Consider the following 22,772-nt stretch of genomic DNA (forward strand, 5'->3'; position numbering starts at 1 on the left):
CTAGCCCGCCTTATCCATTCCTTGCTATACTCGTGAAAGTTTTATATTCAAAAGAGTTAGAAATTATGATTATCGTAACTGGTGGTGCTGGCATGATTGGCAGCAATATTGTTAAGGCGCTTAATGAAGCGGGCCACAACGATATTCTAGTCGTCGACAACTTAAAAGATGGTAAGAAATTTAAGAACCTTGTAGACCTAGACATCACTGATTACATGGATCGTGATGACTTTCTAACTCAGGTTATGGCTGGTGATGACTTCGGCCATATTGAAGCGGTTTTCCATGAAGGAGCGTGCTCTGCTACCACTGAGTGGGATGGCAAGTACATGATGCTTAACAACTATGAGTACTCAAAAGAGCTACTTCATTACTGTGTTGAGCGTGAAATTCCCTTCCTATACGCCTCTTCCGCTGCAACGTACGGTGAAACTGATACTTTCATTGAAGAGCGAGAATACGAAGGTGCCTTGAATGTCTACGGTTACTCTAAGCAACAATTTGATAACTATGTTCGTCGCTTAACCGCAGATGCTGCAGCGCATAACGAGACATTGCCTCAAATTACTGGCTTCCGTTACTTCAATGTTTACGGTCCACGCGAGCAACACAAAGGCAGCATGGCCTCTGTTGCTTTCCACCTAAACAACCAAATGAACGCGGGAGAGAACCCTAAGCTGTTCGCAGGTAGCGAAACATTCCAGCGTGATTTTGTGTATGTCGGTGATGTTGCAGCAGTAAACCTGTGGTTCTTAGAAAATGGTGTTTCTGGCATATTTAACCTAGGCACCGGCAATGCTGAGTCTTTTGACGAAGTTGCCAAAGCGGTAATTAAGCACCACGGTAAAGGTGAAATCGAAACGATTCCTTTCCCTGAGCATTTAAAAGGCGCTTACCAAGAGTTTACTCAAGCTGACCTTACGAAACTTCGAGCAGCAGGCTGTGATGTGGTATTTAAAACCGTAGCGCAAGGCGTTGCAGAGTATATGGCACTTCAAAACAAATAAGCTTTAATGTTCTATGTAACTTTAATGCTCAATGCTCGATATAACTTTGATACTCAATAATAACAGCGGTTCAGACAATGAACTGCTGTAGTAGTGATTATGACCCAAAGAAACGATTTTGATCCAAAAGCTTATAATCCAACATTCAACCGAAGCTTCCTAGCTCCTAAATTTTGGGGAACTTGGTTAGGGGTTATTGCTGGTCTCCCTTTTGCACTATTGCCTCTCAAAGCTCAAAAATGGCTTGCTAAAACCATTGCAGCTAAACTTGCCAAATCTCAAACTGGGCCTGCGCACCGCAGCCGTGTTAACTTTGAACTCTGCTTTCCTGATAAGACATTTGAAGAGCGTGAAGCCCTGATTGAAAAAACACTGTTTACTGCATCACTATTTTTCATCCGCTTTGGTTTATTGAGTTTGAAACCCGCTTCCTGGCTAAAGAAGCGCTGCCAGATTAAAGGCTTAGATATATTACAAGGCCACATAGACGCCAATGAGAATGTCATATTGATGGTACCTCACTCCTGGGCGATTGATGTACCAGCCATTCTTCTTGCGTCTATGGATATGCCAGTATCAGCCATGGCAAAGAAACAAAAAAATGATGTTACTGATTGGCTTATGCACAAACAACGTGTTCAACACGGTGGCCGTGTATATGAACGTTCTGGTGGAATAAAACCATTTTTGAAATCAATTCGAGATGGCTATATCGGATACTACCTGCCAGACCAAGACCATGGCCCCGAACATAGTGTTTTTGTCGATTTTTTTGCGACAAGAAAAGCGACGCTGCCAGGCTTGGGGAAAATAGCGAAGCTATCTCGGGCAAAAGTCCTGCCATTGTTTGCATCAATGAATACCGAAGACGGCTCTTTTAATATCGAGATATTACCGGCTTTTGAACTCGATAAAGGCGAAGAGCAAGACGCAAGAACGTGTAATCAAGCGATCGAATATTTCGTTGGAGACAAGCCTGAACAGTACATGTGGATACTTCAGCTTTTGCACTCTCAAGAAGATGGCAATAATTACTACAACCTCTTCAAACCAAGATACAAAACAGACTGGCGCATAAAGTAATGAAAAAGATCCTAATTATTGGTCCTTCATGGGTTGGCGACATGGTTATGTCTCAATCACTCTATATTGTATTGAAGAAGCTTCACCCTGAAAGCCAGATAGATGTGATTGCTCCTGGGTGGTGTAAACCAATCCTTGAACGTATGCCAGAAATACACCAAGCAATTGAAATGCCTATTGGCCATGGCGCATTTGATTTATTGGGTCGTCGAGAGATAGGTAAATCTTTGCGCGCAAACCAATATGACCACGCCTATATTTTACCGAAGTCTGCTAAGTCCGCCCTTATCCCTTGGTTTGCCAATATCCCACTGCGCACAGGTTGGAAAGGTGAGATGCGCTATGGCCTATTAAACGACCTGCGCCCAAATATGAAGTCATTTCAATTCATGGTTGAGCGCTATGTTGCCCTAGCCTACACCGAAAAAGAGATGATTGACTCTTCATCATTGGGTGGCCTAGATACTCTTCCTCGCCCTCAATTATTCATTAATGAAACGGAACAAACAGCAACCATTGCCAAGTTTAACCTAGAGAGTGACAGCTCAATTATTGGCTTATGTCCAGGTGCTGAGTTCGGCCCAGCCAAAAAATGGCCGGAAGAGCACTACGCAGAGGTTGCTACCAACATGAGCCAAATGGGCAAACAAATATGGCTATTTGGCTCTCAAAAAGACTTGGAAACTTGTAACAACATCAGAGCATTAGTACCTAAAGAGCTGCAATACCGTATTCATGTTTTAGCTGGTCAAACAAGCTTAATTGAAGCTGTTGATTTATTAGGTGCGTGTGACACCGTGGTTGCCAACGATTCAGGTTTAATGCACGTTGCTGCTGCAGTCGGTTGCAATGTCGTTGCGGTTTACGGTTCTACTTCTCCCAAATACACCCCGCCGTTGGCTGAGAAAGTCGAAATCGTCCATACTGACATCGACTGTCGCCCGTGCTTCAAGCGCGAGTGTGAATTCAAGCACCTGAAATGCCTTACTGAGCTATCTCCTAAGCAAGTGCTCGATAGCATTCAAAAACTGGAAGCCATTTCGGTCAGCGCATGCTAATCCGCATTCTTTATACAGCTGTGCTAACACTAGCAGCACCAATCTTGCTATTTGGCTTATATAAAAATAAACCCAATAAGCCTAAGTTTGGTGCTCGCTGGAAAGAGCATTTTGGTTTCACTCCAAAGTTAGTCAGTGACGTATCTCCCATTTGGATTCATGCGGTCTCTGTTGGTGAAAGCATTGCCGCTGTACCTCTGATTAAAGAACTAAAGAAACAAGCCCCTAATCAACCCATTTTGGTCACCACAACCACAAGTACCGGGGCTGAGCAAATCGAAAAGCTCGGCGATCTTGTTGAACACCGTTACATGCCTATCGACTTTAGCTTTGCTGTTAAAGGTTTCCTAAAAGCGATAAAACCAACACAGATGCTAATTATCGAAACCGAGCTTTGGCCAAATACGCTTAACGTGGTGCATAACGCAAGAATTCCAATTACCGTCGTTAATGCTCGTCTATCAGAAAAGTCATGTAACAACTATGCCAAAGTTCAACCGCTATTTAATTTGCTGCATCCCTGTCTAACCAAAATACTTTGCCAAACTGAATCTGACGCTGCACGCTTCGAATGTTTAGGTGTAGATAAAAACAAATTGGCTATCACTGGTTCAATTAAGTTTGATATTCAAATTTCAGACGAAGTAAGAGAAAAAGGCAAAGCACTCAGGGCTGAGCTTGGTGCAAACCGTCCTGTATGGATAGCGGCCAGCACTCATAAGGGTGAAGATGAACAGGTGTTGGATGCCCATCAGAAGGTTCTAGAGGCACACCCAAATGCACTTCTTATTATAGTTCCTCGCCACCCAGAGCGATTTGATAGTGTATTTGAGCTTTGCCAAGCACAAGGCTTTGAAACCGTCCGCCGCACAAGTCAATCATCACAGTCCGAATCAACCCAAGTTTATCTTGGCGATACGATGGGTGAAATGTTGATACTAATTGGGGCTGCCGATGTGTGCTTTATGGGCGGTAGCTTAGTTGGTGATAAAGTGGGTGGGCATAATGTGTTAGAGCCTGCCGCTTTAGGGGTACCTGTAATTACGGGGCCAAGTTACTATAATTTTAAAGAGTTAGTTGAAATGATGCTAGATAATCACATCATTGATGTTACGTATTCATCTAATAATATTGAAGATTATTTTCGGCGTTATATTCAAAACTCACACGGCAAAGAGTTACTTAAAGAAAGGCAATTACATTTCGTTAATAGTAATTCTGGTTCATTATTAAAAACATTGAGAGAAATAAATGAAAGTTGTTGTTATTAACTTAAAAAGGTCTATCAATAGAAGACGTAGAATTGAAGCATCTCTAAAAAACATAGGCATTAAATTTGACTTTTTAGAGGGTGTCGACTCTTCAGAGCCCAACTTCCGTTATTCTGAGCGTCGCAATGAAGCTCTTACTCGTAAACGATTTGGCTATAATTTAGTCGAGAATGAAATTGCATGCTTCTCCAGCCACCACCTTGCTTGGGAAAAGTGCTTAGAAATTAATGAACCTATCCTTGTGCTAGAAGATAATTGTGATTTATCTTCAGACTTCTCTAATCATTTTTTACATTTTAATAAGCTATCACGTGATTATGATTTCATTAAGCTTGCGGCAACAAAGCCAAAATCTTTTAAAATCATAAAAAAAATAGACAACAGTTTGAGTATTGTTCGCTATCACAAGAGAACCTGTGGGATTATGGGTTACATTATAACTCCGGGAGCAGCTGAAAAGTTCATAAAAAATGCTCAAACATTTGTAGAGCCTGTTGATAACTACATGGAAAAGCCTTATAAACATGGTGTTTCAACATATGTATTTAAACCTGATTTAGTTAGACGAGCGGATATTCCGTCGACTATTGGTAGCTCGAGAAAAGAAAAAATTGGACTAACAATTTGGAATAAGATTTATATAGAAGCATTTCGAATCTATGAGCAAATTAAAGATAGTCAAATAAAGCATCCTGATTAAAATCGCCCCTCGATATTAATATATCGAGAGGCTTCAATATATCATTTAAAAGGGCAACTATTGAGTAGTGGAACAATATCAATACTCAAATTATAGTCTTTAGGTAAGGAGTATAACTCATCCAAGTTAGTCGATATGGACAACTTAATTGGATGTGTACACTCTCTACCAACAGATAGATAGTAATCAAAAAACTTAAACTCACCACCTGTGATGATTTCATCAAAGCAAACGTGATGTGCTGGAATGCCATAGGCATCAGAAATAATAATACCATGCAATGAGCTAGATACAATTAAGTCACAAGATACAATATCATCAACAAACTTTTGAATATTATCAGTTTCGATATCGATAATTTTCACATCGCCTGGTAATGCTCGATTAAAGAATCCATCATTTTTATTTTTATAATGTGGAATAATCCCTAGTTTATACCTTTTGTCAGCAATATTAGGTTTAATTAATGTAGGTAGTATTAGTGCAGGATCACCATATATTTCTGGACATTTAATACCTCGAGACAATAAAACCTCTCGAGTTTTAGGCCCTCGGACTGCATATACTTTTTTAGGCTTAAAAAGAGGATTTTTTTTATCGGAAATAATCCCACTGCCCCAAACAACTGCATTATCATTGCAAGACTGTAGAACAGAACCAATAACTAGGTAGTGCTCTTGATTAGACTTTGCTGATGACCACACTACACTCTTACCAGAAAGTTGTTCTACTATGTACTTATTTACAACATCACCAAGGTTGACACGCCCATTCCACCAGTGCAATGCTAATTCAGAACGAGAGTCTACTTTTTTAGTTTTATCATATTTATATGATAGTTTTTTTATGAACCCTCTAATACCGCTATAATTTTTCAAAACATTTTCCCTGTTCTAATTTTATTTTTATAACTTTTCAACAGCCTTTTCAAGTATAGTGAAAAGAAAAGTAAAAAGTGTCTACTCTTATACTTGTTCATAAAGAAAAACATTCTCTCTTTAAAATCTTGAAATTGTTTTTCCCTTAATTTGTAGTTAGTTGACTGTTGAAAACTCCATGATCCTTCATGCATACTTCGATAAACTGACATTTTATCGGGTAAATATAATGCTCCATTATCTCTAGCTACTACAATTTGTATGACGGAGTGATAGAAGTGTTTCTTTAAAAAAACAGGCTCTTCATTTGCAAAGTCTAAAAGAGGTTGAGATCTAATAAAAATAGAAGCCATTGGCATAATTCCACCTTTAGACTTCACTATTTTTTTATAGGATAACTCTTTTATATCCTTTCCATGATAACCGTAACCTTTGTCTTCAATGTTACCATTGTACAATGTGAGCGCAGGATGGCAGCAAATATTCATTGATGAATCTAATAATAGATTATATTGTTTCTCTAACTTTAACTCATCTGTCCAATAATCATCACCCTCACAGAATGCTATGAAATCCCCTTCAACATAAGGAAGTAAAAGGAACATCGTCATAATCCCTTGAGAATATTGATTCTCTTCAGCATAGACTTTTTTTATTTCGACATCACCATTATAAGAATCAATGATAGAGTCTATTATATCTCTACTTGAGTCAGTTGATAAATCATCATATATTATCAACTCAATAGGAATATTCACTTTCTGATTAAGAATACCATTAATGGCATCAGATATATAAGCCTCATGATTATAACAAACGCATAATACTGATATTTTCATTATTCTTTTTCCAGATTAATCGATACAAACACCTTACTTCCATTACCATCAATGAAAAATGCATTTTTATAATCCCCATGAGTTAGAGATCGCAACAAATCAATATGCTCACTTAATGTCCCTGTGCTATTTAATTTCAATTCAGACATTTCTTTGAAGTCACTTATAGAATTATAATTCCCCTCAAAATACATATTTTCAAGACAATAATTACCATTAATTAAGTCTGACAGGTTGTTTGTGATTAGTTTTTTTTCTTGCTCGATAACCTTATTATATACATCATATGATGTATCCCACGCTTCAATTTCAACCTCTCTTTGGTATATAATTGAACCATGATCAACCTTTTTGTCCATTACATGAATAGTACAACCAACTGGTTTTTTATTGACTATTGAAAATACCTGTGGAAACCACCCCCTGTTATATGGATTTAAACCTGGATGTATATTTAAACATCTAATGCCTTCCACCAAACTTTCAGGAAATATTTGCTTACAATGAGCAGAAATTATTAAATCATATTTTTTTATTAAATAAGAAACAACTGACTCATCTTTTACATTAACCTCTTTCATTCCCAAGTTAATTAAAATTTCAGGAGACTTATTTATACTGCTATAACAGTAATCTATATCAACTTCTTCCACTAAGTTAATAGATACTTTTTTTATATGACAAACCAATTCGACATTATCAGAAACAACTAATAAATTAATCATTTAAAGCCTCACAAATAGTTTCGCAAACAAACACTATATTTTCCGGAGTAATACTGTAATGTAGAGGTAAACAAATGATACCTTGCGCAATTTTCTTACTAATAGGACAACCAAAATCATAATTATTCGGATATGCTATATTAAGAGAAGGTGAAAAATAACGGCGGTACTGAATGTTATTTTTAGATAATACAGCTAATAAAGCAGCTTGTTTATCTTCACATTCAATAAAAATAGGCATGTATGCACCATTATATGATGCACCTTGATGCCAAGTTGGCATTTCTACAACCCCAGTTAACCCCTGACGATAGAGCTCTAACAAATGAGATCGATGCGTAATTATATCTTCGATTTGGTCGAGAAGAGTTAAGCCAACAGCACACTGGTACTCATTTAACTTTGCATTAATTCCAGGTTCACCAAGAGAGCCGTTATCTTGAATGCCAAAGTTGATCAAAGATTTAGCACGCAAAAAATCGTCTCGGTTTTTAAAGACAATCGCTCCACCTTCAACTGTATGGAATATTTTAGTCGCATGAAAGCTCAATGTACTTGCATCACCAAACTTCAAAACAGATTGTTTATCAACCTTAACGCCAAAAGCATGAGCAGCATCGTATATCACTTTGACATTGTGCACGTCTGCAACGCGACCAATCTCTTTTACATCACAAGGGTTACCATATACGTGAGTTGCAACAATACCATCAAATCTGCTTTCTTTTGCCGCCAGAGCAGATTTGATGGCAACTGGCGACAAATTATAAGAATTAGCCTCTATATCACAGTAGGCCACATCAATACCTTGCCACATCAGAGCCGATGTTGTCGCGACAAAGCTAAAAGGAGTTGAAATAGCACGCTCCACTCCAAGAACTTTACATGCAACTTGTAATGCTACTGTACCATTAGAAACAAGCAACAGGTTTTCAACATCTAAAAACTCTTCAAGTCTATCTGTAAGTTGCTGGTGCAAAGGGCCGAAGTTGGTATACCACCCATTATCATGAACTTGCTCTAGATAGCTTGTTAGTTTGTCTATATCTGGCTTCAATGGATTATTAAGTTTAATTGTCATATTTTTCTTTCACTAAGTTAGAGAGATAGGCTCCATAACTATTTTTACTCAACTCTTCAGCAGATGCCTTTAACTGATCTTTGCTCATCCAGCCATTGTAAAATGCAATTTCTTCTAAACAAGCCACTTTCAGGCCTTGTACATTTTCTATCGTTTGCACGAAAGATGAAGCTTCATGGAGACTTGCATGGGTCCCAGTGTCTAACCATGCAAAACCTCGTCCAAGCAACTGAACATTGAGGTTACCCTGCTCTAAGTACATTTGATTCAATGTTGATATTTCTAACTCTCCACGTTCAGAGGGTTTTACCTTTTTAGCAAGCTCAACCACATTATTATCGTAGAAATACAGCCCCGTTACAGCATAGTTTGATTTCGGCGTTTCCGGCTTCTCTTCTATTGAAACCGCCTGCATGCTCTCATCAAACTCTACTACGCCAAAACGCTCAGGATCTTTCACCTGATAACCAAATACAGTTGCACCAACATTACGATTTGCTGCTTGTTGTAGAATTGGTGTAAAACCTTGACCATAAAAAATATTATCACCTAGTACAAGACAAACTGAATCGTCACCAATGAACTCTTCGCCAATGATGAAAGCTTGCGCGAGGCCATCTGGGGAAGGTTGAATAGCAAACTCTAAAGAAACACCAAAGTCAGAGCCATCACCAAGTAGGCGCTTAAAGCCCTCTTGATCTTCTGGTGTCGTGATTATCAGAATGTCTCGAATACCAGCTAGCATCAGAACGGAAAGTGGATAATAAATCATTGGTTTATCGTAAACTGGTAACAGTTGTTTAGATACACCTCGTGTCAATGGGTACAAACGCGTACCTGAACCGCCGGCAAGAATAATCCCTTTCATTCGCTACCCTGCCCTAATCGTTCCATACTGTACGAACCATCCAATACGCGGCTCCACCATTGCTTATTGTTCAAGTACCATTCAACCGTTTTACGGATGCCAGACTCAAAACTATCTTCTGGAACCCAGCCTAACTCTCGCTCAATTTTGGATGCATCAATGGCATAACGAACATCATGACCTGGACGGTCAGTCACGTATGTAATCAAGTCTTGATATTGATTAACACCTTGAGGCTTGCTAGGAACCATTTCCTCTAGCAACAAACAAATCGCTTTAACAACGTCAATGTTTGCTTTCTCGTTGTGACCACCAATATTATAGGTCTCTCCTACCCCTCCTTCAGTAACAACCTTATAAAGCGCTCTAGCGTGATCCTCAACGTATAGCCAATCACGAATTTGCATACCATCACCGTATACAGGTAGTGGCTTGCCCTCTAAGGCATTTAAGATCATTAATGGGATGAGTTTTTCAGGGAAGTGATATGGTCCATAATTATTCGAACAATTTGTAACTATTGTTGGTAAACCATAGGTTCTTAGCCATGATCGAACAAGGTGATCACTAGAAGCTTTAGATGCAGAGTATGGACTAGATGGTTCATAAGAGGTTGTTTCTGTAAACAGATCTTCAGTACCTTCCAAGTCTCCATAAACTTCATCAGTTGATATGTGATGGAAACGAAACGCCTTCTTTTTATCTTCACTCAAGTCATTCCAATACGAGCGCGTTGCTTCCAATAAAGTATAAGTACCTACGATATTAGTCTCAATGAAGGCGGCAGGGCCATCAATTGAGCGATCGACATGTGACTCCGCCGCTAAGTGCATCACCACATCTGGTTTATGCTCCAAAAATAAACGATCCAGCTCTAAACGGTCACAAATATCTACTTTTTCAAAGCAGTAGCGATCATGGCTGGCAACCTCTGAAAGAGACTCTAAATTTCCGGCGTATGTCAGCTTATCTACATTAATAACCGAACTTTCAGTGTGATGAATAATATGACGAATAACTGCAGAGCCTATAAAACCGGCACCACCTGTAACTAAAAATTTCATGTTATTTTCCCTAAAGTACTCATTAAGCGCAGTGCTTCTAATGTTAAATTCTATTTATCTAAGTACTTCGACTACAAAATGATTTGATTCTCTTAAACGCTTCGATATCCTTCGAGCAACTCTTGAAAGTCACTTTCTTGCCACTGAATATTGCGCTTGTTTACTTCTTTTAAAAATGAGCGTTTAAGGCGCTCTAAATTCTTCGTTTTCCAATGACAGCCTGCCATCTCCTGGCACTTATCAAAGTCAATAATCCATATTTTATCATTCATATCGATAAGAATATTGTGGATGTTTAAATCTGTGTGATTAATCTGTGCTTTGTGCATTTTAGCGATTTCCACACCAATTGCATAATACGCAACATCAGACAATGATTGTTTTTCAAGAATTCCCACTAAATCTCTAGCATTCGGGATCTTTTCACTCAAAAGATCCGCTTGGTAGGTAATACTATTTTTCACTACTCGAGCGGCAATCGGCTTAGGTACATTCACACCGGCCTCTCTCAGTAGCTTCAGCAACTCAAACTCTTGATAGCTTCGAGTTTCCTTGTCGCCAAAGTACAAATAGCTGTCTTCTACAAGCTTGCCAAATAGGCCACCACGACGGTAATGGCGCAATGCTGCTTGAATAGTGCCTAACTCAACAAACCACGTCGTACCACGCCCCGTGGCGCTCCCTATGATTTTATTTTGTTGCTGCCAATACTCAGCGTCAAAGGCATGCTTTGCCTGATCCTGTGAAATTAATGATTCGTCAAACCAAATCACTTGATTGTCAAAGTTAAGCGTTTGCATCCTATCTACCTACTTAATTGCTTAGTTTTATTTTACATTCCCCTAGCCCAACTGCATAATTCTTATTAATCAATTTGATAGAGTTCACTTCATGCCTTTGTTCGAATCTGCCCCTAAATCACTCTGTATTTTGCGACTTTCAGCGATAGGTGACGTGTGCAACACCATCGCCACTGTTCAAGCAATTCAAAAGCAATGGCCTGCTACCAAGATTACTTGGATCACCGGAAAGTTAGAAGCTCAATTACTCGCTGCAATTGAAGGCGTGGAAGTGCTCACCTTTGACAAAAAAGCGGGCCTTGAAGGCTACAAGTCGCTGTGGCGGCAGCTCAAAGGTCGTGAGTTTGATGCGCTACTTCATATGCAATACGCACTTCGTGCAAGCTTTGCCACTCTGGGTATCAAGGCAAAATACAAACTCGGGTTTGCGGCCGATCGCAGTCAAGATTTTCAGACGTTATTTACCAATACCAAAGTGAGCTCGCCCTCATCTCTGCATGTCGCAGATGGATTGATGGCCTTTGCTCATAAGATTGGTGTACCTCAATCTGAGCTATCTTGGTATTTGTCTTATTCTGAAGAAGACAAGGCTTGGGCGGAGACAAAGCTAGACTCAGAGAAACCCAACTTATTATTGGTTCCCGGAGCGAGTAAAGCATACAAGAACTGGAATACTGAAGGGTATGTTGACGTAATTAACCATGCAAGGGGAACTGGTTGGAACGTTATACTAGCAGGTAGCCCTGCGAAAGTTGAAATAGACCTAGCAGAAGAGATACAGAGAAAACTAACAGAACCTTGTCTGAACTTAGTTGGAGAAAGTTCAATCATGCAAATGTTAGCGTTGATTGATAAAGTAAATATGGTAATAGCTCCAGATACGGGTCCAACACACATGGCTAATGCTATGGAAACACCAGTGATTGGCCTCTATGCACACCATAACCCAAAACGAGTAGGGCCATATCATTACCTCAACTATGTTGTATCAGTTTATGAAGAAGCCATTTTCTCTGAGACAGGGAAACAAAGCCAAGATCTCGACTGGCGAACTCGCGTCAAAGACAAAAGTGCAATGGATCAGATTCCATCATCTAAAGTAATTGAAAGATTCAACTGTGTCGCTGACAACATTCTTAATAAAAAATAGGTTAACCGATGATAACAGGCGTAGTAATAACTCTAAATGAAGAAAAAAATGTTGAAGAATGCATCCTTTCATTACAAAGAGTATGTAATGAAGTGATTATTGTTGATTCAGAAAGCACAGATAATACGGTGGAGTTAGCCTCTCAACTCGGCGCAAAGGTAATATCACAACCTTATCTAGGTGATGGTATCCAAAAAAACGTAGGTTTAGACTATGCTAGTAACGATTGGATACTCAGTATTGACGCTGATGAGCGTCTCACCGATAAGTGTGTAGACTCAATCAACGCACTTAACCTAAAACAAACCGAACATGATGCATTTGCATTTCGTCGACGTAACTACATTGGCAGTCGCTGGATTAAACAGTGCGGTTGGTACCCTGATTTTTGTATCCGTTTGTATAATAGAAATAAAACTCGCTTTTCTGCTGTTAAACAACATGCATCAGTGCAAGCAAATAACCCTTGCCAACTTGATGCAGACCTAATTCATTATTCATTCGAAAACCTTGGACAACTTTTCGCTAAGCCGGGGAGAGACTTTAGTGGACGAGCAGCAAAAATAATGTATCAAAAAGGTAAAAGAGCAAACTCGATGTCACCATTTATTCATGGTTTAAGTGCTTTCATTCGAAAGTTTGTTTTTCAAAAAGGTTTCTTAGGGGGCACTGATGGGATGACAGTAGCGTTAAGCTCTGCGGTGAATAGCTATTTAAAATATGCCAAACTGCTAGAGATGCAACGCGATCCAACAGTCTTAGAGAAAACTGACTTCAATAAGGTCTGGTAGAATGCAGATCTGTCACGTTAACTTAGCGTCAGGCTATCATGGAGGAGAAAACCAAACTCTCACTTTGATCAAACATCAAATAGAGCTAGGGTACTCACTTACGGTAGTTGCTAACCCCACTAGTCCTTTTTATACCGCAGTTAATCAACTGAGCTGTAAATTGGTACCGTCAACACACTTCCTAAAAGAGCATTCTAGATCTATTACTGATGGCTGCGCGCTAATTCATGTACATGAAGGAAGAGCTATCTATTGGGCATTAATTCAAAGTATGCTCTATAGAATCCCATATATAGTTACACGCCGAATTGACAACTCTCTTAAGAAAAGGTTTTTTTCAAATCTAGCTTATTCAAGAGCTTCTTCGATTGTAGGCCTAAGTTCAGAAATAGTTAACGAGATCAAAGATAAATATCCTCATAAGGCTGTCTATAAAATTGCAAGTTCTCCGGTGAGTTACGACGTTAATGACCGGAACCTTGAAAAGTTAAAGCAACGATTTGAGAACAAGTTCCTAATTATCCACGCTGCAAATATGGTTAAACACAAGGCATTTGATGTCTCTATAAAAGCTATGAAACAGCTATCTGAGGCCCATGCTCATATACACCTTGCGCTTCTCGGCGATGGCAAGGAGCGAGATAATTTAGAGAGGATAGCTAATGGTGCCACGAATATCAGCTTTGAAGGTAAACAATCGAACATGGGGGATTGGTTTGCGGCCGCACAATTACAAATACACCCATCACATAGTGAAGGTTTAGGCTCTGTCATCTTGGAGGGTATTAAAGCTGGACTGCCTGTAATTGCTACAAATACAGGGGGGATACCAGATATAATTACTCATGGAGCGAGCGGCTTACTCATAGATACAAATGACCCGATAGCTTTAGCGAAAGCTATTATAGAAGTTGAACAAAGCGCAAGTCTTCAAGCAAAGCTGATAATTGGTGGACAAGAGAAGATAAAGACTTTTGATATTGGCTCTGCAGCTCAAAAATACGAAAAGATTTATAACAAGGTTAAAAATGAAACATGTAATTTACCCAGGGACCTTTGATCCCCTAACTAATGGACATCTTGATATCATCGAGCGCACATCTAGTATGTTTGATTCCCTAGTTATAGGGGTGGCCGCAAGCCCATCAAAGAACACCATGTTTAGCCTAAATGAGAGAGTCAATCTAGTTCAAGAGTCATGTAAGCATCTCACAAATGTATCCGTTGTGGGCTTTAGTGGCTTACTAGTAGATTTCGCGAGAGAACAAGAAGCAAATATTCTAATTCGAGGCTTACGCACTACTATGGACTTTGAGTATGAGTTTGGTTTAACTAGTATGTATAGAAAGCTCCTTCCTGAGCTTGAAAGTATTTTCTTAACCCCAAGTGAAGAGTATGCATTTCTTTCATCAACAATCGTCCGAGAAGTTGCAATACATAAAGGAAATGTCGCTCAATTTGTACCTTCTCCTGTTAATCAAGCTCTCTTACACAAGCTAAAGTCATGAGAAAATTAAAGTATTACTTATCAAATAGTTTATTTACTATTTTACCTGCTGTTGTTTTTCGCCAATACGCAAAAAAAACTTTAGATTCTGTATGTAAATACGATCAAAATTATATTCAACAACGCGTTGATTATTATTGTAAACTTCAGTCCAACTTTAATTTTTCTGAAAAAAACTCAACACTCGTACAACACTTCACGAAGACAGGTGGCACAACTTATTACTATGATTTACTCAAAGTCGTTAAAGCTTTTCCCAGTAAATATGCATTTAACTATGTAAATGGTGATGTAACTACTGTCCCCAAAGAACCTAGTTTTTTAAAAAGTCGTCCAATCGATGGGGATAATGATAACTCGATCATCCTCAAGCTCAACGCTATTAGACACTACTTATTTATAGAGAAAGATAAACCATATAAGAGTAAGAAGAATATGGCTGTTTGGCGTGGAGCAGGATTTCGCCCGAACCGAAGTATACTACTAGAAAAATATTTCGGACATCCAAAATGTAATTTGGGCCGAGTTGATGAACATTTGGCTAAAGGAGAACAACGCAAATACCTAACAAAGCCAATGACGATTGTTCAGCAACTTGAATATCGCTATATACTCAGCCTTGAAGGGAAAGATGTTGCCACGAACTTAAAGTGGATCATGTCTTCAAATTCCCTTTGCATTACGCCTAAACTCAAATATGAAACCTGGTTTATGGAAGGGAGACTCCAACCAGGTATCCACTACGTTGAAGTAAAAGATGATTTCTCAGATCTAATTGAAAAAATAGAATATTATGATAAACACCCTAATGAAGCAGAGCTGATTATTAAAAATGCTAACCAGTGGGTAAACCAATTCAGAGACCAAAAGCGAGAGCGCTTGATTTCACTTCTGGTAGCGAAAAAGTACTTCGAGAAATCTGGGCAAATATAACTTTGCCCTCTTCCTCTCAAGCATCTATTTCTGACACTCCTTGCAAAAAAACGTGTTCCTCTGCCCTATTTTTAGTTCTTGAATCAGAGCTTCACAATTAGGGCACTTTTCACCTGCTTTGCCATACACTTGTAGTTCTTGGGCAAAGTACCCGGGCTTGCCATCTGCTTGTGCGAAATCTTTTAAGGTAGTACCGCCTTGTTTAATGGCGGTGGCGAGCACTTGTTTGATCTCTTTGGTCAACAAGGCCCACTCTGCTTTTGTCACTTTACTTGCCGGGCGCAAAGGGCTAATACGTGAAGCAAATAGCGCTTCGTTGGCGTAGATATTTCCGACACCCACCACCACTTTGTTGTCCATGATGAATTGCTTCACGGCCACTTTACGTTTTTCTGCCTTCTCGGCTATGTACTCGGCGTTGAAGTCGTCAGTGAGCGGCTCAGGACCAGAGCCAAGTAGTACAGTATGTATCTCATCAGGCGCTGACCATAGCCATGCACCAAAGCGGCGCGGATCGTTATAGCGCAATACTTTACCGTTGGTGAGCTTAAGATCCACGTGATCGTGCTTGGCTGCTGGGAAATCAGCGTCTAATACGCGCAGTGAGCCAGACATACCGAGGTGAACTATAGCTGTGCCCATATCGGTTTCAATCAATAGGTACTTTGCGCGACGTGAGATAGAGCGAATCACCTGCCCTTCTAATCGCTTAAGTTCTTGAGGAATATCCCAACGCAGCTTAGGCGTGCGAAAGGTAAGCGTTTTAATGGTCTCGCCGACTAAATGAGGTGAGATCCCCATACGGCTTACTTCGACTTCGGGTAATTCAGGCATAGTCAGTCATCCGATTTAGGTGATTTGTCTGGTATAGATAGCTTGTCTGCTTTAAAGAGATGGTCTGATTTAAATGAATCTTCTGAGCCAAAGCTTGGAAACAAGTAGCTCTCTTCAATAGACACCGCCAACCACTGATCATTCCAGTTTTTTAACAACCAGAACTCAGGTAATTGATAATAGGTAATACGTTGAGGCTCTTCTTGGTCTTGATACCATACTTCGATGGTGTGTGGTGTGTTTAACCGAGGCGTAAGGTCTGTGTAGGTCTGTGAGTCGACTTCCGTGCCCACAAGCTCTTTCCAACGTTGTGACAACTCTTGTGCATTGGCAGTTTGAGGAAGTTTTGTCTCTTTAAATTGATAAACCCATTGATTGTCTTGTTGAATGACAGACCACTTAGCAAAGTGCAACGCTTGAAGCTCTGCTGTTGGGTTCAGGAGATAAGGATAAGGGCTGCTGACCGTAATTTCAGGTTCGGGCTCGATCAAATAAGCTTTGATCAATGTTGGAAGGTTTAACACCCCAATAAAAGCAATCACACTGAACATGAGTATGTTGTTCCATCGGCGTCCACGATATCTCATCTGATTCTGCTCATCTAACCTATTGAGTGTTCAGTATATCGTGAAAACGGCCATGTTTTCTATGTTGCACGGTTTTCTATCTATCAGGCGCTATATCAAGCAAGAGCAATTGAGTTGCTCAAATTTTAGATATAAAAAAACCCAGCTATAAGCTGGGTTTTTAATTTATTCTTCTATAAAAGAAGAGACAAAGGGGCTATCAATTACTTGATTTTAGCTTCTTTGTACATAACGTGCTGGCGAACTACTGGATCAAACTTTTTGATCTCAAATTTGCCTGGCATGTTACGCTTGTTCTTGTCAGTTGTGTAGAAGTGACCAGTTCCAGCAGAAGATACTAGACGGATTTTCTCACGAATGCCTTTAGCCATTGCTTAATTCCTCTTAAACGTTTTCGCCACGTGCACGGATATCAACAAGAACAGCATCGATGCCTTTCTTATCAATAATACGCATGCCTTTAGCAGTTAGACGTAGTTTAACAAAACGTTTTTCGCTCTCTACCCAGAAACGGTGAGTTTGTAGGTTCGGCAGAAAACGACGCTTGGTAGCATTGCGTGCGTGTGAACGGTTGTTACCCGTTACTGGACGCTTACCAGTTACTTGACATACTCGGGACATGAATGTCTCTCCAAATCGTTTCAGCTCGATATCAACCTTGGTGGCCGAACCTCTCTATCAATTCTGAAAATAGAGGTAAAAACCATAATGGAAAATCCATTCAAGGCTATCAAAGGTCGCGTATTATACTAACTTGACATGCATTGCTCAAGACCCGAACAGATCCTTTTTAAGGATTTCGTGATCTTTTTTTGAACAGGGCAGCTATTTGAGTAATCAGAGCTGATTTAAGGTTCTAAAATGTGGGCGGAATGATAGCAGATTTAACGCAACTAACAACCTAAAATGTGATTCAAATCCATCCGCGCTCTGCAAAAGAGATAACTTCACCATCTCCAACCACAAAATGGTCGAGAATTCGGATGTCCACCAGCGCCAATGCATCGGTTAATCTACGTGTAATTCGCCTATCTGCTTGGCTTGGCTCCGCGACACCAGAAGGATGGTTGTGCGCTAGGATTAATGCTGCTGCGTTATGATGAAGTGCCCTTTTGACCACTTCTCTTGGGTAAACCGACGCTGCATCGATGGTCCCTTCAAACATGACTTCATCCTTTATTACCCGGTTTTGATTATCTAAGAACAATATATAGAAGGCTTCTCGCTGGCGATCGCGCAACATACTCGAAAGATACAACTTGGTATGATTCGGACTGGTCAACGCGTCCCCTCGAGATAATGTCTCTGCTAGATAGCGCTGTGTCATCTCTAACACAGCCTGCAATTGAACATACTTGGCCTGCCCCATCCCTTTATGAGCACAAAACTCTTCCTGCGTTGCTGAAAAAAGATGACGGAGAGAGCCAAAGTCTTTGATCAACTTGTCGGCTAGCTCTAGAACGTTCATTCCTTGTGTACCCGTTCGAAGAAATATCGCGAGCAGCTCTGCATCAGTCAAAGAGTCTGGCCCTCTATTGAGTAACTTTTCTCTTGGCATCGACTCAACAGGCATCTTACTTATAGGCATATAAAGGCTATTTAGGGTCATGAATACAACCCGTCAGCTTAATGAGCTTGCCACCAGAAATCCTTTGATAAAGAGAAAAGGAAACGAGTCGCTAGCAAAACTGTGTAATTGATAAGTTTGATAACACCAATTTGATGAGCATCAAGTCTGTTCGAATTCTGCTTCTAGGCACTAATCCTTTGTTCTGATATCGTAAGTCCCAGAGAAATTAAGGAACAGAATCATGCAAACATTGGTTAATCAACTGGATAACGCTGACCTACAAGGCCTAGCTGGGAAAAAAATCCTACTTGGCATTAGTGGTGGTATCGCTGCGTATAAATGTGCCGAACTGACTCGACGCTTAATTGAACGTGGGGCGCAAGTACAAGTCGTGATGACAAATGCAGCCAAGGAGTTCATCACTCCTCTCACCATGCAAGCCGTCTCTGGAAGACCGGTGTCTGATAGTTTGCTTGATCCTGCTGCTGAGGCTTCGATGGGGCACATCGAACTCGCGAAATGGGCTGATTTAGTATTATTAGCGCCAGCAACGGCTGACCTTATTGCTCGCATGACGGCGGGCATGGGCAACGACTTGCTGACCACTCTGGTTTTAGCAACCGATGCGCCAGTTGCGGTATCTCCGGCAATGAACCAACAGATGTACAGCCACCCTGCCACTCAAGAAAACATCGCCACACTAAAACGTCGTGGTTGTGAAATTTGGGGGCCAGCGGCTGGCGAACAAGCGTGTGGTGATGTCGGTATGGGTCGTATGTTAGAGCCAATGCAGCTCGTGCACCGTTGTGAAGACTTCTTCCAACCTAAGCCGCTTACTGGCCGTTCTGTGCTTATTACTGCAGGGCCGACTCGTGAAGCCATTGACCCGGTGCGTTACATTACCAACCACAGCTCAGGCAAGATGGGCTATGCACTGGCTGAAGCGGCCGCGAAACAAGGCGCAACAGTGACTCTAATCAGTGGCCCTGTATCACTCGCGACGCCAAACAAGGTTAATCGCATTGATGTCGACAGCGCACAACAGATGTTTGATGCCGTTACTGCCAACGCGGCTCAACACGATATTTTCATCAGCTGCGCCGCGGTTGCCGATTACCGCCCTGAGACCATCGCAGACCAAAAGCTTAAAAAGGTCGACGGTAAAGACGACATGACCATTCAAATGGTTAAGAACCCAGATATCGTCGCTTCTGTCGCTTCAATGACCGAAGGCCGTCCATTTACTGTCGGCTTCGCAGCAGAAACTCAAGATGTTGAGAAGTACGCGCGCGGCAAATTGGAAAGAAAGAACCTCGATATGATTTGCGCCAACGATGTCTCTGTCGAAGGGCAAGGCTTCAATAGCAGTAGCAATGAACTGCATCTTTATTGGAAAGGCGGCGATAAATCTCTGCCACTGGAAAGCAAAGACACACTTGGTTTCCAGATCCTCGCTCAGATCCAACAGCTTATTGATGCATAAACGCACAAATTTGCTCTGACAATCTGCTGACACCTCTCGATTCTGTTGACCTAGGGCTCACAAAACTAGGAAACAGAATTGAATGGTGTTTATAATCCTGCTTCACTCAATCCTCATCTTTAGGAAAGGAAGTAAATAGATGGCTGGTACTCGAAAATCAAACCGTCGTGAAGAAATCCTACAAGCTCTCGCACAAATGTTGGAATCAACCGAAGGTGCTTCTCGTATCACAACGGTAAAGTTGGCCAAGCAAGTAGGTGTTTCTGAAGCTGCGTTATACCGCCACTTCCCAAGCAAAGCCCGCATGTTTGAAGGCCTGATCGAGTTCATTGAAGAAGCGTTGATGTCTCGAATCAACCGCATTCTGGATGAAGAGAAAGACACGCTCGAGCGCATACGACTCGTGATGCAACTGATCTTAGTCTTCTCTGAGCGCAACCCGGGCTTAACTCGTATTTTATCGGGTCATGCTCTAATGTTTGAAAATGAACGCCTGCGTGATCGCATCAACCAACTTTTCGAACGCATTGAGACGCAACTTCGCCAGATCCTGCGTGAAAGAAAGCTTCGTGAAGGGAAATCATTCCCAGTTGATGAGAAAATCTTAGCCGCTCAACTGCTCGGTCAAGTTGAAGGCAGCTTGAATCGATTTGTTCGCTCAGACTTCAAATATCAACCGACAGAAAACTTTGATGCTTATTGGGCTCTGCTAAGCGCTCAGATTAAGTAACAATCAAATTAAGTAGCAATCAAATCTTAAGTGATGGTTATGACGACGAAAACTTCTCCGACAAACAGCACTGCACAACACGTTATTACTAAGCCACCTTTTACTCTGGCGTTACTCCACCCTAAATACTGGGGAGTATGGTTCGGTTTTGGGTTATTGGCGCTTATCGTTAACGTTCTCCCTTATCGCCTCTTACTGCTGTTAGGCCGATCGTTAGGCTCTTTGGGTGCTCGCTATGGTAAAAAGCGCGTCGCGGTCGCAACACGTAACTTGGAACTCGCCTTCCCAGATAAGCCTGCAGATGAAGTCGCGGCTATGGTCAGTGAGAACTTCAAGAACACCGGTATGGCACTCATCGAAACAGGTATTACCTGGTTTTGGCCAACGTGGCGTTTCAAGCGAATCCTAGTAGATAAAGACACCCAAACTCTGCGTACGCACAAAGCCAACGGCAAAGGTGTTTTGTTGTGTTGTGTGCATGCCTTGAACCTAGAGATCACTGCGCGTGCAATGGCTGTTCTCGGTATTTCTGGTTTAGGTGTTTACCGCCCGCACAACAATCCAGCTTATGAGTTCATTCAATACCGAGGTCGTACTCAGAACGGCAACCGCCTGATTCACCGTAAAGACGTAAAGCGTATGATTCGAATCCTGCGCCAGGGTGAGATCCTTTTCTACCTACCGGATCATGATTACGGTCGTAACAAGTCTGTGTTTGTGCCTTTCTTCGCGGTAGAAGATGCATGTACCACAACAGGCACCAGTATTCTGGCTTACACCAGTCGATGCGCACTTGTTCCGGGTTCTGGTTTTAGAAATGCCGATGGTAAGTATGAAATCATGGCCGATGAATCGATCGAAGATAACTATCCACAGAAAGATGAGAAAGCGGCCGCTGCCTACATGAACAGCTATCTTGAGAAGATTATCTTAAGAGCACCAGAACAGTGGATGTGGCTACACAAGCGCTTTAAGACCATGGAAGACCCAGAAGTGGAGCGCGGCATTCGTTATAAATAATGAATACTGAACCAAAAGAAAAGGGGCTGATGAATCATCAGCCCCTTGTGCATTCTATAGTCTAATTACGAGTAGTATTAGATGCCGTATTGAGCGCGGTAGGCTTTTACAGATTCTAGATGCGCTGCGTCGGTGCCTTTCTCTTCAAGGAAAGTAACCAAGTCAGTCAGGCTAACGATTGAGATGATTGCACAACCAAAGTCACGCTCAACTTCTTGAATTGCAGACAGCTCGCCTTTGCCCTTCTCTTGACGGTCGATAGCAACAAGCACGCCCGCTAAATCAGCGCCATTTGCTTGGATGATTTCCATCGACTCACGAATCGCAGTACCTGCAGTGATCACATCGTCTACCAGCATGATACGGCCTTCAAGTGCACTACCGACTAGATTGCCACCTTCACCGTGGTCTTTCGCTTCTTTACGGTTAAAGCAGTAAGGCGTGTCCACATCGTGGTGATCTGCCAGTGCAACCGCTGTCGTCGTTGCAATTGGGATACCTTTGTATGCAGGGCCAAATAGCACATCAAACTCAATACCAGAATCCGCCAATGCTGCTGCGTAGAAGCGACCTAAACGCGCTAGGTCACGACCTGTATTAAACAATCCAGCATTGAAGAAGTAAGGGCTCTTACGGCCAGACTTTAAAGTAAACTCACCAAACTTAAGTACTTCTTTCTCTAGTGCAAATTCAATAAATTCACGTTGATATGCTTTCATGTTTTTCCTCTACGTTTATTCAATAAAACTTAACTTACGCTCTGCACTACTCTTTCGAGTTTTACAGACAAAAA

General features: G+C 41.1%; 26 protein-coding genes. 13 read left to right on the top strand and 13 right to left on the bottom strand.

The features are described from left to right. Window positions 1-65: 65 nt before the first annotated feature. The 5 genes from rfaD to OCV19_RS15275 all read left to right on the top strand — a co-directional run bounded on the left by rfaD (window position 66) and on the right by OCV19_RS15275 (window position 5,119). Window positions 66-1,007, top strand: a complete 942-nt coding sequence (gene rfaD, locus OCV19_RS15255) for an ADP-glyceromanno-heptose 6-epimerase (protein ID WP_065675996.1) — start codon at window positions 66-68, stop codon at window positions 1,005-1,007. A gap of 96 nt (window positions 1,008-1,103) precedes the next feature. After that, window positions 1,104-2,090, top strand: a complete 987-nt coding sequence (gene lpxM / locus OCV19_RS15260; protein WP_086738332.1) for a lauroyl-Kdo(2)-lipid IV(A) myristoyltransferase — start codon at window positions 1,104-1,106, stop codon at window positions 2,088-2,090. Next, window positions 2,090-3,148 (top strand): lipopolysaccharide heptosyltransferase II, encoded by a 1,059-nt coding sequence (waaF, locus tag OCV19_RS15265; RefSeq protein WP_065675994.1) that lies wholly within the window; start codon window positions 2,090-2,092, stop codon window positions 3,146-3,148. Before lpxM ends, waaF begins: the two co-directional genes overlap by 1 nt. Next, complete coding sequence (waaA, locus tag OCV19_RS15270; protein ID WP_065675993.1) at window positions 3,142-4,419, top strand: lipid IV(A) 3-deoxy-D-manno-octulosonic acid transferase; 1,278 nt, start codon at window positions 3,142-3,144, stop codon at window positions 4,417-4,419. Before waaF ends, waaA begins: the two co-directional genes overlap by 7 nt. Next, the gene (locus tag OCV19_RS15275; RefSeq protein ID WP_065675992.1) at window positions 4,400-5,119 is read left to right on the top strand and encodes a glycosyltransferase family 25 protein; all 720 of its coding nucleotides are present in this window, start codon (window positions 4,400-4,402) and stop codon (window positions 5,117-5,119) included. The genes waaA and OCV19_RS15275 overlap by 20 nt, the downstream gene beginning before the upstream one ends. 41 nt (window positions 5,120-5,160) lie before the next feature. On the opposite strand, the gene OCV19_RS15280 is transcribed toward OCV19_RS15275, so the two are convergent. The 7 genes from OCV19_RS15280 to OCV19_RS15310 all read right to left on the bottom strand — a co-directional run bounded on the left by OCV19_RS15280 (window position 5,161) and on the right by OCV19_RS15310 (window position 11,374). Beyond that, window positions 5,161-5,997 (bottom strand): polysaccharide pyruvyl transferase family protein, encoded by an 837-nt coding sequence (locus tag OCV19_RS15280; protein WP_083994285.1) that lies wholly within the window; start codon window positions 5,995-5,997, stop codon window positions 5,161-5,163. Then, window positions 5,994-6,836: a glycosyltransferase family 2 protein gene (locus OCV19_RS15285; protein WP_065675991.1), complete on the bottom strand. Its 843-nt coding sequence runs from the start codon at window positions 6,834-6,836 to the stop codon at window positions 5,994-5,996. The genes OCV19_RS15280 and OCV19_RS15285 overlap by 4 nt, the downstream gene beginning before the upstream one ends. Beyond that, window positions 6,836-7,561: a dTDP-4-amino-4,6-dideoxyglucose formyltransferase gene (locus OCV19_RS15290; RefSeq protein ID WP_065675990.1), complete on the bottom strand. Its 726-nt coding sequence runs from the start codon at window positions 7,559-7,561 to the stop codon at window positions 6,836-6,838. Before OCV19_RS15290 ends, OCV19_RS15285 begins: the two co-directional genes overlap by 1 nt. After that, complete coding sequence (locus tag OCV19_RS15295; RefSeq protein ID WP_065675989.1) at window positions 7,554-8,642, bottom strand: DegT/DnrJ/EryC1/StrS aminotransferase family protein; 1,089 nt, start codon at window positions 8,640-8,642, stop codon at window positions 7,554-7,556. Before OCV19_RS15295 ends, OCV19_RS15290 begins: the two co-directional genes overlap by 8 nt. Continuing rightward, complete coding sequence (rfbA, locus tag OCV19_RS15300) at window positions 8,632-9,510, bottom strand: glucose-1-phosphate thymidylyltransferase RfbA (protein ID WP_065675988.1); 879 nt, start codon at window positions 9,508-9,510, stop codon at window positions 8,632-8,634. Before rfbA ends, OCV19_RS15295 begins: the two co-directional genes overlap by 11 nt. Then, complete coding sequence (rfbB, locus tag OCV19_RS15305; protein ID WP_065675987.1) at window positions 9,507-10,574, bottom strand: dTDP-glucose 4,6-dehydratase; 1,068 nt, start codon at window positions 10,572-10,574, stop codon at window positions 9,507-9,509. Before rfbB ends, rfbA begins: the two co-directional genes overlap by 4 nt. Before the next feature lie 92 nt (window positions 10,575-10,666). Then, window positions 10,667-11,374, bottom strand: coding sequence for a 3-deoxy-D-manno-octulosonic acid kinase (locus OCV19_RS15310; RefSeq protein WP_065675986.1), 708 nt, complete (start codon window positions 11,372-11,374; stop codon window positions 10,667-10,669). Window positions 11,375-11,471: 97 nt separating this feature from the next. On the opposite strand from OCV19_RS15310, the gene OCV19_RS15315 reads away from it, so the two are divergent. The 5 genes from OCV19_RS15315 to OCV19_RS15335 are packed head-to-tail and all read left to right on the top strand — an operon-like array spanning window position 11,472 to window position 15,755. Further along, complete coding sequence (locus OCV19_RS15315) at window positions 11,472-12,524, top strand: glycosyltransferase family 9 protein (protein ID WP_065676008.1); 1,053 nt, start codon at window positions 11,472-11,474, stop codon at window positions 12,522-12,524. Window positions 12,525-12,532: 8 nt separating this feature from the next. Then, window positions 12,533-13,315 (top strand): glycosyltransferase family 2 protein, encoded by a 783-nt coding sequence (locus OCV19_RS15320; protein WP_065675985.1) that lies wholly within the window; start codon window positions 12,533-12,535, stop codon window positions 13,313-13,315. A gap of 1 nt (window position 13,316) precedes the next feature. Next, window positions 13,317-14,375 carry a glycosyltransferase family 4 protein gene (locus OCV19_RS15325; protein WP_065675984.1) on the top strand — a complete coding sequence of 353 codons (1,059 nt, stop codon included), beginning with the start codon at window positions 13,317-13,319 and terminating at the stop codon, window positions 14,373-14,375. Next, window positions 14,344-14,823, top strand: a complete 480-nt coding sequence (coaD, locus tag OCV19_RS15330; protein ID WP_065675983.1) for a pantetheine-phosphate adenylyltransferase — start codon at window positions 14,344-14,346, stop codon at window positions 14,821-14,823. The genes OCV19_RS15325 and coaD overlap by 32 nt, the downstream gene beginning before the upstream one ends. Beyond that, window positions 14,820-15,755 carry a glycosyl transferase family 90 gene (locus tag OCV19_RS15335; RefSeq protein ID WP_065675982.1) on the top strand — a complete coding sequence of 312 codons (936 nt, stop codon included), beginning with the start codon at window positions 14,820-14,822 and terminating at the stop codon, window positions 15,753-15,755. The genes coaD and OCV19_RS15335 overlap by 4 nt, the downstream gene beginning before the upstream one ends. Before the next feature lie 24 nt (window positions 15,756-15,779). On the opposite strand, the gene mutM is transcribed toward OCV19_RS15335, so the two are convergent. From mutM to radC, 5 genes are all read right to left on the bottom strand, one after another. After that, complete coding sequence (gene mutM, locus OCV19_RS15340; protein WP_065675981.1) at window positions 15,780-16,589, bottom strand: bifunctional DNA-formamidopyrimidine glycosylase/DNA-(apurinic or apyrimidinic site) lyase; 810 nt, start codon at window positions 16,587-16,589, stop codon at window positions 15,780-15,782. A gap of 2 nt (window positions 16,590-16,591) precedes the next feature. Then, window positions 16,592-17,176, bottom strand: a complete 585-nt coding sequence (locus tag OCV19_RS15345; RefSeq protein ID WP_083994284.1) for a hypothetical protein — start codon at window positions 17,174-17,176, stop codon at window positions 16,592-16,594. A gap of 203 nt (window positions 17,177-17,379) precedes the next feature. Continuing rightward, window positions 17,380-17,547, bottom strand: coding sequence for a 50S ribosomal protein L33 (gene rpmG, locus OCV19_RS15350; RefSeq protein ID WP_002535344.1), 168 nt, complete (start codon window positions 17,545-17,547; stop codon window positions 17,380-17,382). Window positions 17,548-17,560: 13 nt separating this feature from the next. Continuing rightward, window positions 17,561-17,797, bottom strand: a complete 237-nt coding sequence (gene rpmB / locus OCV19_RS15355; RefSeq protein WP_004728407.1) for a 50S ribosomal protein L28 — start codon at window positions 17,795-17,797, stop codon at window positions 17,561-17,563. Between the two features lie 292 nt (window positions 17,798-18,089). Continuing rightward, complete coding sequence (gene radC, locus OCV19_RS15360; RefSeq protein WP_065676007.1) at window positions 18,090-18,764, bottom strand: RadC family protein; 675 nt, start codon at window positions 18,762-18,764, stop codon at window positions 18,090-18,092. 223 nt (window positions 18,765-18,987) lie between these two features. On the opposite strand from radC, the gene coaBC reads away from it, so the two are divergent. From coaBC to lpxL, 3 genes are all read left to right on the top strand, one after another. Beyond that, window positions 18,988-20,229 carry a bifunctional phosphopantothenoylcysteine decarboxylase/phosphopantothenate--cysteine ligase CoaBC gene (gene coaBC, locus OCV19_RS15365; protein ID WP_065675979.1) on the top strand — a complete coding sequence of 414 codons (1,242 nt, stop codon included), beginning with the start codon at window positions 18,988-18,990 and terminating at the stop codon, window positions 20,227-20,229. Window positions 20,230-20,368: 139 nt separating this feature from the next. After that, window positions 20,369-20,959, top strand: coding sequence for a nucleoid occlusion factor SlmA (gene slmA / locus OCV19_RS15370; protein WP_050644492.1), 591 nt, complete (start codon window positions 20,369-20,371; stop codon window positions 20,957-20,959). A 39-nt stretch (window positions 20,960-20,998) separates the two neighbouring features. After that, window positions 20,999-21,979 (top strand): LpxL/LpxP family Kdo(2)-lipid IV(A) lauroyl/palmitoleoyl acyltransferase, encoded by a 981-nt coding sequence (gene lpxL, locus OCV19_RS15375; RefSeq protein ID WP_050652095.1) that lies wholly within the window; start codon window positions 20,999-21,001, stop codon window positions 21,977-21,979. A gap of 77 nt (window positions 21,980-22,056) precedes the next feature. Here lpxL and pyrE read toward each other — a convergent pair whose 3' ends face one another. Next, the gene (gene pyrE / locus OCV19_RS15380; protein WP_048607662.1) at window positions 22,057-22,698 is read right to left on the bottom strand and encodes an orotate phosphoribosyltransferase; all 642 of its coding nucleotides are present in this window, start codon (window positions 22,696-22,698) and stop codon (window positions 22,057-22,059) included. Window positions 22,699-22,772 lie beyond the last annotated feature (74 nt).

The sequence above is a fragment of the Vibrio celticus genome, assembly GCF_024347335.1.
In the GTDB taxonomy this organism is placed as follows: Bacteria; Pseudomonadota; Gammaproteobacteria; order Enterobacterales; family Vibrionaceae; genus Vibrio; species Vibrio celticus.

Excerpts from the sequence above, each read along its gene's own strand:
- OCV19_RS15290 (WP_065675990.1), bottom strand. The coding sequence starts at position 7,561 with ATGATTAATTTATTAGTTGTTTCTGATAATGTCGAATTGGTTTGTCAT.
- slmA (WP_050644492.1), top strand. The coding sequence starts at position 20,369 with ATGGCTGGTACTCGAAAATCAAACCGTCGTGAAGAAATCCTACAAGCT.
- coaD (WP_065675983.1), top strand. The coding sequence starts at position 14,344 with ATGAAACATGTAATTTACCCAGGGACCTTTGATCCCCTAACTAATGGA.
- rpmG (WP_002535344.1), bottom strand. The coding sequence starts at position 17,547 with ATGGCTAAAGGCATTCGTGAGAAAATCCGTCTAGTATCTTCTGCTGGA.
- pyrE (WP_048607662.1), bottom strand. The coding sequence starts at position 22,698 with ATGAAAGCATATCAACGTGAATTTATTGAATTTGCACTAGAGAAAGAA.
- OCV19_RS15345 (WP_083994284.1), bottom strand. The coding sequence starts at position 17,176 with ATGAGATATCGTGGACGCCGATGGAACAACATACTCATGTTCAGTGTG.
- OCV19_RS15320 (WP_065675985.1), top strand. The coding sequence starts at position 12,533 with ATGATAACAGGCGTAGTAATAACTCTAAATGAAGAAAAAAATGTTGAA.
- OCV19_RS15325 (WP_065675984.1), top strand. The coding sequence starts at position 13,317 with ATGCAGATCTGTCACGTTAACTTAGCGTCAGGCTATCATGGAGGAGAA.
- OCV19_RS15310 (WP_065675986.1), bottom strand. The coding sequence starts at position 11,374 with ATGCAAACGCTTAACTTTGACAATCAAGTGATTTGGTTTGACGAATCA.
- lpxL (WP_050652095.1), top strand. The coding sequence starts at position 20,999 with ATGACGACGAAAACTTCTCCGACAAACAGCACTGCACAACACGTTATT.
- mutM (WP_065675981.1), bottom strand. The coding sequence starts at position 16,589 with ATGCCTGAATTACCCGAAGTCGAAGTAAGCCGTATGGGGATCTCACCT.
- OCV19_RS15275 (WP_065675992.1), top strand. The coding sequence starts at position 4,400 with ATGAAAGTTGTTGTTATTAACTTAAAAAGGTCTATCAATAGAAGACGT.
- OCV19_RS15335 (WP_065675982.1), top strand. The coding sequence starts at position 14,820 with ATGAGAAAATTAAAGTATTACTTATCAAATAGTTTATTTACTATTTTA.
- rfbB (WP_065675987.1), bottom strand. The coding sequence starts at position 10,574 with ATGAAATTTTTAGTTACAGGTGGTGCCGGTTTTATAGGCTCTGCAGTT.
- waaA (WP_065675993.1), top strand. The coding sequence starts at position 3,142 with ATGCTAATCCGCATTCTTTATACAGCTGTGCTAACACTAGCAGCACCA.
- rpmB (WP_004728407.1), bottom strand. The coding sequence starts at position 17,797 with ATGTCCCGAGTATGTCAAGTAACTGGTAAGCGTCCAGTAACGGGTAAC.
- coaBC (WP_065675979.1), top strand. The coding sequence starts at position 18,988 with ATGCAAACATTGGTTAATCAACTGGATAACGCTGACCTACAAGGCCTA.
- rfbA (WP_065675988.1), bottom strand. The coding sequence starts at position 9,510 with ATGAAAGGGATTATTCTTGCCGGCGGTTCAGGTACGCGTTTGTACCCA.
- OCV19_RS15295 (WP_065675989.1), bottom strand. The coding sequence starts at position 8,642 with ATGACAATTAAACTTAATAATCCATTGAAGCCAGATATAGACAAACTA.
- waaF (WP_065675994.1), top strand. The coding sequence starts at position 2,090 with ATGAAAAAGATCCTAATTATTGGTCCTTCATGGGTTGGCGACATGGTT.
- radC (WP_065676007.1), bottom strand. The coding sequence starts at position 18,764 with ATGCCTATAAGTAAGATGCCTGTTGAGTCGATGCCAAGAGAAAAGTTA.
- rfaD (WP_065675996.1), top strand. The coding sequence starts at position 66 with ATGATTATCGTAACTGGTGGTGCTGGCATGATTGGCAGCAATATTGTT.
- OCV19_RS15285 (WP_065675991.1), bottom strand. The coding sequence starts at position 6,836 with ATGAAAATATCAGTATTATGCGTTTGTTATAATCATGAGGCTTATATA.